The following is a 10,686-nucleotide window of genomic DNA, read 5'->3' as shown; positions in this document are numbered from 1 at the left end:
ACCCCAGTAATAGGGCTCGCGCTGCAGCAGGCAGAGCGAGCCCTATTACTGGGGTGTGCCGATTGCGCTCGGCGCCTTTGCAACCGCAGCCTTTCGCCTGCCGCCGGCGCTGACCCGCCTGCTGATCGGCGTGGTCGGCGTGATGATGCTGATTGCCGCCGGCATGGGCGTCTATCATTCCGGCGTCGAATGGGGCTTCTGGCCAGGTCCGACCACGTGCTCAACCTCTGCCGCCACGGCCACCACCAGCGCACAGAACCTGCTGGAAGACTTGAACACCGTGCACGGCCCCTCCTGCACGGTCGCGGCCCTGCGCATCCTCGGTCTGTCGCTTGCCGGCTGGAATGTCGTCGCGGCCCTCATCCTCGCCGCCATCGCCTTTCGCGGCGTATTCGCAAAGCGCAGCTGAGCGATAAGGCCACGTCCTATCCGGCCGGTGTGTGAGAACGGCGGGGCCTTTCCGCGCGAGAGGACCGGTGCGGATGGCTCCGGTACGCAAGACAGAGGCAGCCGCACGTCACGACGAGCGCTCTGCAAATTAATGGCGGCACTGGAAGGGCATCAGGGCTGAAGCTCGGTATCCCAGTAGAGATAGTCCATCCAGCTTTCATGCAGATAGTTCGGGGGGAAAAGCCGCCCGTTGTTGTGCAGGTCCTGCACCGTGGGCTGGTAGGGCGTCTGGGCGGGGTGCATGCCGGCCTGCTTGGGAAGCTTGCTGCCTTTTCTGAGATTGCAGGGGGAGCAGGCGGCCACCACGTTTTCCCAGGTCGTATGGCCGCCATGGGCGCGGGGGATCACGTGGTCGAAGGTCAGATCCTCGTGCGAACCGCAGTACTGGCACTCGAACTTGTCGCGGAGGAAGACGTTGAAGCGGGTGAAGGCGGGGTTTCTCGTGGGCTGTACGTAGGTCTTTAAACTGACGACGCTCGGTAATCGCATCGAGAAGGTGGGAGACGATACGGACTGGTCATACTCGGCAATGATATTCACACGGTCGAGGAAGACTGCCTTGATCGCGTCCTGCCAGGACCAGAGCGACAAGGGGTAATAACTCAGCGGCCGGTAGTCAGCGTTCAACACGAGCGCCGGCAGGGCCTGCGGGGAGACTGCAATCGTCAACGGACGCTCCTCACCGATTCGGCTTCTGTCTTTCTATATTAGGACCGTTGTTACAGGAATGTGAAGCCCCCCTGACGACGCAGCGTGCGCCGCAGGCCATCACGTCATCGGGATGGCGTCGCGCCGCAACACGCGGGCATAATAGGCCCAGAACAAACGGGCAGCCACGGAGCGCCAGGGCTGCCAGGAGAGGGAAAGCTCGGAAACCTCCGGCACCGATGGCCGCACTTCCATTGAAAGCGCATGGCCGACCGCGGCCCTCAGCGCCACGTCACCGGCCGGAAACACATCCGCCGCGCCAAGGCAGAACATCAGATAGACCTCCGCCGTCCAGGGGCCGACGCCGGGCAGCGCCACGAGCCGGGCCCTCGCCTCCTCCGGCACAAGCGAGGACAGCACGTCGAGATCGAACCGGCTTTCAACGAGCGCCGCCGCCAGCCCCTCGATCGCCCTCGCCTTCGCCCGCGACAGCCCGAAACCCGCCACGACCTCCGGGGAATGGCCGAGGTAGACGGCAGGCGTCATCGCGCCGGCTGCCTGGATGCGGCTCCAGATCGCCGAGGCGGCCGCCTTCGAGACCATCTGTGATACAATGATTTCGCAAAGACCCGCAAAGCCCGGCGGCGACAGGCGCAGCGGTATCGGCCCTGCCGCCGCAATCACCGTCGACAGACGGTCATCCAGCCGGGCGAGCGCGGCAAGCCCTTCCTCGATCTCCGCCATGCCGCGTATCTGAACCATCGCCAATCCTTCCGATTCGTGGCACAAGAAACCATGCACGCCGTCGACCGTCAAAAGCCCGTCTTCCGTTTCGCGCCAAGCCCGAACGGGTTCCTGCATCTGGGCCATGCGCTGTCCGCCCTGATCAACCAGGATATGGCCGAGCGCGCCGGGGGGCGCCTGCTGCTGCGCATCGAGGATATCGACCAGACCCGCTGCCGGCCCGAATTCGTCCACGAGATCTTTCGCGATCTCGCCTGGCTAGGTCTCGAATGGGAGGAGCCGGTGCGCCACCAGTCGAACCATGTCGAGGCGTATCAGGCAGCGCTCAGCAAGCTGGAGGCGCTGGACCTGCTCTACCCGGCCTTCCTGACGCGCGGCGAGGTGAAGGCGCGCGTGGCGGCGTCCGAAGCTGCCGGCAGGCCATGGCCGCGCGATCCGGACGGTGCGCCGCTCTACCCGCCGGATGACCGCAACCGCAGCCCGGCCGAGCGCACGCAGCTTCTGGACGGCGGCCTGCGGCATGCCATCCGCCTCGACATGGCAAAGGCGCTTGCGCTGGTCGGCCAATCGCTCGAATCGCCCCTCACATGGCAAGAGGACGGCGACGGAGAGACCGGCACCATCCCTGCCGATCCGGCGGCCTGGGGCGATGTCATTCTCTCGCGCTCGGATGCCCCCTCCAGCTATCATCTCTCGGTGGTGGTGGACGATGCCGCGCAAGGGGTGACGCATGTGGTGCGCGGGCTGGACCTGTTCCACGCCACCGCCGTCCACCGCCTGCTGCAGGTGCTGCTCGGTCTGCCGCAACCGCTCTATCACCACCACCGGCTGGTGCCGGGTCACGACGGCCGCAAACTTTCGAAAAGCGAGGGTGCGACGGGGCTGGCGACGCTGCGCGCCGCCGGTGCCTCACCGGCGGATATTCGCGCGATGCTGGGGTTCTGAAACCGTTTTCTGCTTTGCCTGCTCCGCCCGGCCATGCTTCGCCAGCGCGTGGGAAACTTTTGGCAGAACGCGGTACTTCATCAGCGCCGTGTTCACCTCGGCGCCGAGAATGAAGATCACGCCGACCATGTAGAGAAAGACCAGCACGATCATCACCGAGGCAAGCCCGGCATAGGTGGCGGCATAATTGGCGAAGGTTGCGAGGTAGGAGGCGAAGGCGAACGCAAAACCGCCCCAGCACAGCAGCGTCAGCACGATGCCCGGCAGCACATCCACCACCCGGCGGCGGCCGGCCGGCAACCATTTGTGGCAGATGATGAGGCCGAGAAACAGCACGATGATCGTACCGACCACGCCGAAATTGGCGATGCTGCTGAGTTCGTCGCTGAGCCAGGGCAGGCGGGAGCCTGCAAAGCGGATGGCAATCGGCAACGCCACCAGCACGATGCTGATCGCCGCGAAGATCGCGACCGCCGCGATCACATAGCCGAGGCTCGCCAGGCGCGTCACATACCAGGCACGGTCTTCCGCCACCCGGTAGGCGCGGTTCAGCGAAATGCGCAGTGCCTCCACCCCGTTCGAGGCGAAATAGGCCGCCGCCAGCACGGAAATCGTCAAAAGCCCACCGCGCGGAATTTCGAGCACGCGCCGCACTTCGTTGGCCAGCGGCTGGGCAATGTCGGAGGGCCAGGTGTCGAACAGCAGATGGACGGCGGTATCGGAAAAACTGTTGGCGCCGAGAAAGCCCGCCAGCGCCGTGCCGAAGATCAGGAAGGGAAACAGGGCGAGTAGCCCCGACAGCGCCACGTGGCTTGCCAGCGCCCAGCCGTCATCCTCGTTGAAATGACAATAGGCGTCGTAAAACACCTTGAAGGCCATCCGGAACGGGCGGTGCGGCGGTGTGCTCTCTGCCAAGGGGAACTCCGTTGTCACTCGGGCTCAAATATGGGAAAGGCAAAGTCATTGTACAGGAGGGGGGACATGACGGATCGCAAAACGATCATCATCACCGGCTGCTCGTCGGGCATAGGCGCCCACTGCGCACGGGCCCTCTCGCGCGATGGCTGGCGCGTCTTCGCCACCGTGCGCAAGCCGGAGGACCTGGCAAGCCTTGAGGCGGATGGCATCGAAGCCCTGCTGATGGATTATACCCGGCAGGACACGATCGACGCGCTGGTGACCGAGGTGAGTGCCCGCACCGGCGGGCGCATCGATGCGCTGTTCAACAATGGCGCCTATGGCCAGCCGGGCGCAGTCGAAGACCTGTCGACCGACGTGCTGCGCCACCAGTTCGAGACCAACGTGTTCGGCTGGCATGAACTGACACGGCAGGTGATCCCGCTGATGCGGGCAAGAGGACAAGGCCGCATCGTGCAGTGCTCGTCCATTCTGGGCCTCGTGCCCTATCGCTATCGCGGCGCCTACAATGCCTCCAAGCACGCGATCGAAGGCCTGAGCGTCACGCTGCGGATGGAACTCGACGGCTCCGGCATCTTCGTCAGCCTGATCGAGCCGGGGCCGATCGCGACGCGCTTCACCGCCAATGCCCTGGCGGCGATCCGCGGCCATATCGATCTGGAAGGCTCGGCCCATGCGGAGGAATATCGCCGCCAGCTGGCCCGGCTGGAGGGCACGGGGCCGGTCAACAAGCACAAGCTCGGGCCGGAAGCGGTCTATACGGTGCTGACGCATGCCTTGACCGCACCACGCCCAAGGCCACATTATCTCGTTACCAAGCCTGCCAAACAGGGGGTTCTGCTGAAACGGCTGCTGCCGGCCGATCTGTTCTACCGGCTGCTGCGTAAGCTGGACTGAAAATCAGAAAAAGGCGCTTCCATGTCCAGCTTCACCACCCTTCTGGCCCTGATCGTGATGGGTCTCGTGGTCCTTGTCCTGATCCGCGGCCTGTTCAACATGCTGCAGGGCAAGGATGCCAACAAATCCAACAAGCTGATGCAGCTGCGCGTGATGCTGCAGGCAATCGCCATCGCGCTCATCATGCTGACGCTCTGGCTGACGGGCGGAGGTCGCTGAGATGGTGAAGCTCAACAAGATCTATACCCGGACAGGCGATGACGGCACGACGGGTCTGGTCACCGGCCCGCGGCGCCTGAAGCACGATCTGCGCGTCGATGCCTATGGCACGGTGGACGAAACCAATTCCGCCATCGGCATTGCCCGGCTGCATACCGGCACAATGCCGGACCTCGACGCCATGCTGTTTCGCATCCAGAACGATCTCTTCGATCTCGGCGCCGACCTTGCCACGCCGGAGACAGGCGAAAAGGTCAGCTGGGAGCCGCTGCGCATCGTGCAGTCCCAAGTCGACCGGCTGGAAGGCGAGATCGACACGCTGAACGCCGGCCTCGATCCGCTGACCTCCTTCATCCTGCCCGGTGGCTCGGCGGCCGCCGCCTATCTGCATCTCGCCCGCACCGTCTCGCGCCGGGCAGAACGCCTGATGGTGGAACTGTCGAAGATCGAGGGCGAAATCGTCGGGGCCCCGGCGCTCAAATACATCAACCGTCTCTCGGATTTCCTCTTCGTCGCCTCCCGTTACGTCAATGAGGGCGGCAAGGCCGACATTCTCTGGGTGCCGGGCAAGAACCGTTAGGCGCACGGCCCGGATCCCGTTGTTGAGGAGAGGCTGATGTTCATTCCGCTTTACGACGTCAACCGGCTGAAGCGGATCCGACTGCAATACGTGACCATCGCGCTGATGGCGATCAACATCGCCATCTGGCTCCTTCTGTCCCGCCTGCCGGCGGGGATCGGTGACGTCATCGTGATCACCGGCGGCTTCATTCCAGCAGTCCTGTTCGAGCATGCGCTGCTGCCGCCGACGCTCGATTTCCTGCCAAAGGAAGCGAGCATTGTCACCTATGCCTTCCTGCACCTGGATGTATGGCACCTCGGCAGCAATCTCCTGTTCCTGTGGGTGTTCGGCGACAATGTGGAAGATGCGCTCGGCCATGGCCGCTTCGCACTGTTCTATCTCCTGTGCGCAGCCGCCGGCGCGCTGTTCCACGGCTTCGTCCATCCGCTCTCCGAGGGGCCGCTGATCGGGGCCTCCGGCGCCATTTCGGGCGTGGTCGCCGCCTATCTTCTGCTGCATCCGCGGGTCCGGTTGTGGACGCTGGTCTTCTTCCGTATCCCGCTGCCGCTGCCCGCATTCGTGCCGCTTCTTCTGTGGATCGGCCAGCAGGTGGCGATGCTGCTCGTTGACCGGCAAGGCATGGTCTCCTGGGGTGCGCATGTCGGCGGCATCCTGGCGGGTCTCGTGCTGGTGGTCATCCTGCGCCAGCCGGGGGTGCCGCTGCTGGACCGCGAGATCGTGGCGCCGCGGGCGCTGGAGCGTCGGGACGACTGATTCGCCACCGCTCGCCTGCGGCCGTCCTGCGCTTTGTCAGGAATGGGGGCATGACCAAATGACACCGGTGCGACGCCGAAAACCTTTTGTATTCGGTTCAAAAATGCGTATCCATGTCGCCCATTGACAATCAGCGGCGCGGGAGAGGCCGCATTTTCCCAATTGGTTCGATCTGAGGAAGGAAGTCATGAAAATCCTGGTGCCTGTAAAGCGGGTGGTTGATTACAACGTGAAGATCCGCGTCAAGGCGGACGGCACGGGCGTTGAACTCGCCAACGTGAAGATGTCGATGAACCCGTTCGACGAAATCTCCGTTGAAGAGGCGCTTCGGCTGAAGGAAGCCGGCAAGGCAACGGAAATCGTCGTGGTCTCCATCGGCCCGGCCAAGGCGGAGGAAACCATCCGTACCGCGCTTGCCATGGGCGCAGACCGTGGCATCCTGATCGAGACCGACGAGACGGTCGAGCCGCTGGCCGTCGCCAAGCTCCTGAAGGGCGTGGTCGAGGCGGAAAATCCGGGCCTCGTCATCCTCGGCAAGCAGGCAATCGACGACGACTCGAACCAGACCGGCCAGATGCTGGCAGCCCTGCTGAAATGGGGTCAGGCCACCTTCGCGTCCAAGCTCGAGATCGGCGAAGGCGCCGCCAAGGTAACCCGCGAAGTGGACGGTGGCCTGCAGACCATCGCGGTCAAGCTTCCGGCAATCGTCACCACGGACCTGCGCCTCAACGAGCCGCGTTATGCCTCTCTGCCCAACATCATGAAGGCCAAGAAGAAGCCCCTCGACAAAAAGTCGCCGGCCGAGTTCGGCGTCGATCTTTCGCCGCGCCTCAAGGTGCTGAAGACCGAAGAGCCGGGCGGTCGCAAGGCCGGGGTGAAGGTCGGCTCCGTGGCCGAACTGGTCGAAAAGCTGAAGACCGAAGCAGGCGTCCTCTAAGGGAACGACAGGGAGAACACGACAATGGCCATTCTTCTTCTCGCAGAACATGACGGCGCAAGCGTTTCCGACCAGACCGGCAAGGCCCTGACGGCCGCGACCCAGATCGGCGGCGAGGTGCATGTGCTGGTCGCCGGTTCCGGCGCCCAAGGCGCGGCCGATGCGGCCGCAAAACTTTCGGGCGTCTCCAAGGTGCTGCTCGCCGACGACGCCGCTTATGCCAACAGTCTGGCGGAACCGCTGGCGGACCTGATCGTCTCGCTCTCCGGCGCCTATGACGTCATCATCGCGGCGGCAACCGCCACCGCCAAGAACGTTATGCCGCGCGTCGCCGCCCTGCTCGACGTGATGCAGGTCTCGGAAATCATCGAGGTCGTCTCGGCCGACACTTATCGGCGTCCGATCTATGCCGGCAACGCGATCCAGACGGTACAGTCCACCGACGCCAAGAAGGTGATCACCGTGCGCACCGCCGCCTTCCAGGGCGCCGGCGAAGGCGGTTCGGCTGCCGTCGAAACCGTTTCGGCGGCCGGCAATGCCGGTCTTTCCAGCTTCGTGGAAGATGCGCTCTCCTCATCCGACCGTCCGGAACTGACCTCGGCGAAGATCATCGTCTCCGGCGGCCGCGCGCTCGGCTCCTCGGAAAAATTCCGCGAAGTGATCCTGCCGCTCGCCGACAAGCTCGGCGCGGCCGTCGGCGCCTCGCGCGCAGCCGTCGATGCGGGCTATGCGCCCAATGACTGGCAGGTCGGCCAGACCGGCAAGGTGGTCGCCCCCGCTCTCTACATCGCCTGCGGCATTTCCGGCGCCATCCAGCACCTCGCCGGCATGAAGGATTCCAAGGTGATCGTCGCGATCAACAAGGACGAGGAAGCGCCGATCTTCCAGGTGGCCGATTACGGCCTGGTGGGCGATCTCTTCCAGATCATCCCGGAGCTGGAAAAGGCGCTCTGAGCCTTCGTCCGACTGGCGTCACGCAAACACAAAGGCCGCGCCCCTGCCGGGAACGCGGCCTTTGTCATCTTATCTGCCTTTCGCCACGGACGAGGCGATCAGAATTCTTCCCAGCTCTGGCTGGATGAGCCCGCGGATGGCGGCGCGGCGGAAGATTTCGAGAAGCCGGCGGCCACCTTGCCGAGCAGCGCACGGGCGGGAGAGGCCACCTGACGGCTGGTGTCGCTGGCTGGCTTCACCGGGGCGAAGCGACCACTGGCGGCAGGGGCACGCTGCGGCGGCACCGAAACCGGCAGCGGTTCGTCGCGTCCGAACGACGCGAAACCCTGCGATGGCGGCTGCCCTTCGGCAAAGCGGAAACGCGCCACGAGGCCGGAGAGATCCTGCGCATTGCGCGTCAGCTTCTCCATGTCGTGATTGGTGCGCTCGGCCATCTGCGAGTTCTGCTGGGTGGTGTTCTCCATCTGGCGGATGGCGGTGGAGATTTCCCGGACGCTTTCCGACTGCTCGCCGGCAGCCTCGGCAATCAAGGCGATCTGTTCGTTGATCTGCGTGACCTGCCCGGCAATCTCGCCGAGCGCCGAACCGGTGTTCTGCACGAGATCGACACCCGTTTTCACCGCGTCGCTGGACTTGCCGATCAGTTCCTTGATCTCGCGCGCCGCCGTCGCCGAACGCTGGGCGAGTTCGCGCACTTCCTGCGCAACGACGGCAAAGCCCTTGCCGGCCTCCCCCGCACGCGCCGCTTCCACGCCGGCATTCAGCGCCAGAAGATTGGTCTGGAAGGCGATCTCGTCGATCACATTGATGATCTGGCTGATTTCCTGCGAGGCATGCTCGATGCGGCTCATCGCCTCGACCGCGGAACTGACGATCGCGCCCGACCGGTCGGTCGACGTCTTCGTCTCCGCTGCCATGGAGCGGGCATTGGTGGCGCGTTCGGTCGACACGCGGATCGCCTCCATGATCTGGCTGATGACGGCGGAGGTTTCCTCGATCGCCGCCGCCTGCTGCTCGGAGCGGCGCGACAGGTCATTGGTCGCCGCCGTCATGCCGCTGGCCGTGTCATTGATAGAGGCGGTACTGCCGGAAACCTGCTGCATGGTGCTGGCAAGGTTGCGGATCGAATCGTTGAAATCGGTGCGCAGCCGGTCGAGCCCTTCCATGAAAGGCGTGTCGATGGTGGTGCCGAGATCGCCGGCCGCAAGCCGCCGCAGACCTGCGCCCAGCACCTCGACCGTATGCTGCAGCCGCTGTGTCTCTTCGGCACGCGCCGTCTCACGCGCCAGACGCTCGCTTTCGGATAGCTGCCGGTCGCGTTCCGCCTCGCTCTGCAGGCGCATCTTTTCGAGCGCCGCATCGCGGAACACCGCAACGGAGCGCACCATGTCGCCGATTTCATCCTTGCGCTGCTCGCCGGTCAGCGCGATGCCGGTATCGCCACCGGCAAGGCGCGTCATCGCCTGCACCAGATCATGGATCGGACGGGTGATGCCGCGGGAAACGAGAACGGCAGCGATGACGGCCAGCACCAGAATGCCGATGGCAAGACCGATGATCGTGTTGCGCAGGCCGACAAGGCTGGCCAGCGCCTCGTCCTCCGCCATGACGGCGGCAACGGCCCAGTTGTGACCTCCGAACGAGAGTGGTGAGGCGGCGAGATAGTTGATGGTGTTGCGATAGCCCTGCTGCACGCCGCTGGCCTCTGAACCGCCAAGCGCGCTCTTGATGGCCGGCGCCTCGATCCGCTGGAGAAGCGCATCCTTCTCCGATGTCAGCGGCGAGTCCGTGATCACCATGCCGGCGGCGTTGACCAGCAGCGTCTCGCCTGTCTGACCGAGCCCGGTACGGTTGGCGAACATCGAATTCAGCCGGCCGGCGGGCACGGCCACCACGATGACACCCACCTTCACGTCTCCCATGAAAAGCGGCTGAGCCAGGAAGATGGTGGCCTGCTTCTGCGGGCCGTAGAGCACGTAATCGGACATGGCGAAGAGATCGCGGTCCTCGCTTTCGGCCACCTTGCGGAAGACCTCTGCCAACGCGCTATCCTTGAGGTCCGGGTCGGCGAGGTTCGCACCGAATTCGCCGTTCTTCTGGACGGTATACAGGATCGTGCCCTTGGCCTCGATCAGGAAGATGTCGGAATAGCCGTAGCGCTTCAGCGAGGCGCGCAGCACCGGATGGTAGAGATTGTGATTGCTGTCATAGGTATCGACGCGGGCGCTGTCGTAATCGGCGCGCTGTCCCGGCGGGCTCGGATTGTTGGTGATATAGCGCTCGGTCAGCGTCGCCTTCGGATTGTCGCCCAGATAGCGCCAGTCGCGCCGGAATTTCTGCAGGGCCTCGCCCGTGGTTGCCACACCCGCCAGCGCCCGCAGATTGGTCAGCATATTCTCGAAATAGAGCTTGGCCTCGTTACGACGACCATCGGCGGTCGCCTCCAGCTTTTCCATGGCCTGCTCACGCAACACGCGGCCGCTTTCCATCAGACCGGCAAAACTTGCGGCACCGATGGAGAGAAGGGTCACGATCGTCACGAAAACCGGCAGTTTTCTTGCAATGCGCATCGATTCCGGGCTCCAGGCAATTGGCATCCGCGGCAAATGCCAGGCACGGTTTCTCCGCGCCGCGGCTT

11 protein-coding genes and 1 pseudogene are annotated in these 10,686 nt (G+C 64.3%); 8 read left to right on the top strand and 4 right to left on the bottom strand.

Annotated elements, in window-relative coordinates; all coding sequences use genetic code 11:
• Positions 1–34 precede the first annotated feature (34 nt).
• Positions 35–409: pseudogene (locus FNA46_RS21045) on the top strand (disulfide bond formation protein B); the annotation flags it as partial.
• Positions 410–561: 152 nt separating this feature from the next.
• Here FNA46_RS21045 and FNA46_RS21040 read toward each other — a convergent pair.
• Both FNA46_RS21040 and FNA46_RS21035 read right to left on the bottom strand, forming a co-directional pair.
• Positions 562–1,119 carry an HNH endonuclease gene (locus tag FNA46_RS21040; protein ID WP_143127174.1) on the bottom strand — a complete coding sequence of 186 codons (558 nt, stop codon included), beginning with the start codon at positions 1,117–1,119 and terminating at the stop codon, positions 562–564.
• 99 nt (positions 1,120–1,218) lie between these two features.
• Positions 1,219–1,860 carry a DNA-3-methyladenine glycosylase family protein gene (locus tag FNA46_RS21035; protein WP_143127173.1) on the bottom strand — a complete coding sequence of 214 codons (642 nt, stop codon included), beginning with the start codon at positions 1,858–1,860 and terminating at the stop codon, positions 1,219–1,221.
• Between the two features lie 33 nt (positions 1,861–1,893).
• On the opposite strand from FNA46_RS21035, the gene gluQRS reads away from it, so the two are divergent.
• Complete coding sequence (gene gluQRS / locus FNA46_RS21030) at positions 1,894–2,787, top strand: tRNA glutamyl-Q(34) synthetase GluQRS (protein WP_143127172.1); 894 nt, start codon at positions 1,894–1,896, stop codon at positions 2,785–2,787.
• On the opposite strand, the gene FNA46_RS21025 is transcribed toward gluQRS, so the two are convergent.
• Positions 2,752–3,666 carry a YihY/virulence factor BrkB family protein gene (locus FNA46_RS21025; RefSeq protein WP_143127179.1) on the bottom strand — a complete coding sequence of 305 codons (915 nt, stop codon included), beginning with the start codon at positions 3,664–3,666 and terminating at the stop codon, positions 2,752–2,754. The genes gluQRS and FNA46_RS21025 overlap by 36 nt on opposite strands.
• 102 nt (positions 3,667–3,768) lie before the next feature.
• On the opposite strand from FNA46_RS21025, the gene FNA46_RS21020 reads away from it, so the two are divergent.
• From FNA46_RS21020 to FNA46_RS20995, 6 genes are all read left to right on the top strand, one after another.
• On the top strand, positions 3,769–4,602 hold the full coding sequence (locus FNA46_RS21020; RefSeq protein ID WP_143127171.1) for an SDR family oxidoreductase: 834 nt from the start codon (positions 3,769–3,771) through the stop codon (positions 4,600–4,602).
• 21 nt (positions 4,603–4,623) lie between these two features.
• The gene (locus FNA46_RS21015; protein WP_143127170.1) at positions 4,624–4,821 is read left to right on the top strand and encodes a twin transmembrane helix small protein; all 198 of its coding nucleotides are present in this window, start codon (positions 4,624–4,626) and stop codon (positions 4,819–4,821) included.
• Between the two features lies 1 nt (position 4,822).
• On the top strand, positions 4,823–5,401 hold the full coding sequence (locus tag FNA46_RS21010; protein WP_143127169.1) for a cob(I)yrinic acid a,c-diamide adenosyltransferase: 579 nt from the start codon (positions 4,823–4,825) through the stop codon (positions 5,399–5,401).
• 36 nt (positions 5,402–5,437) lie between these two features.
• Positions 5,438–6,157 (top strand): rhomboid family intramembrane serine protease, encoded by a 720-nt coding sequence (locus FNA46_RS21005; protein ID WP_143127168.1) that lies wholly within the window; start codon positions 5,438–5,440, stop codon positions 6,155–6,157.
• A gap of 187 nt (positions 6,158–6,344) precedes the next feature.
• Positions 6,345–7,094 carry an electron transfer flavoprotein subunit beta/FixA family protein gene (locus tag FNA46_RS21000; RefSeq protein ID WP_143127167.1) on the top strand — a complete coding sequence of 250 codons (750 nt, stop codon included), beginning with the start codon at positions 6,345–6,347 and terminating at the stop codon, positions 7,092–7,094.
• Between the two features lie 24 nt (positions 7,095–7,118).
• A complete protein-coding gene (locus FNA46_RS20995) occupies positions 7,119–8,048 on the top strand; it encodes an electron transfer flavoprotein subunit alpha/FixB family protein (RefSeq protein ID WP_143127166.1) in 930 nt (309 codons plus the stop codon).
• Positions 8,049–8,146: 98 nt separating this feature from the next.
• On the opposite strand, the gene FNA46_RS20990 is transcribed toward FNA46_RS20995, so the two are convergent.
• On the bottom strand, positions 8,147–10,618 hold the full coding sequence (locus tag FNA46_RS20990; protein WP_185969942.1) for a methyl-accepting chemotaxis protein: 2,472 nt from the start codon (positions 10,616–10,618) through the stop codon (positions 8,147–8,149).
• Positions 10,619–10,686: the final 68 nt, after the last annotated feature.

The organism is Affinirhizobium straminoryzae (assembly GCF_007004135.1).
Taxonomy (GTDB): Bacteria; Pseudomonadota; Alphaproteobacteria; order Rhizobiales; family Rhizobiaceae; genus Neorhizobium; species Neorhizobium straminoryzae.
Note: the sequence above shows the minus strand (reverse complement) of the source record. Positions and strands in the feature narration are given on the sequence as shown.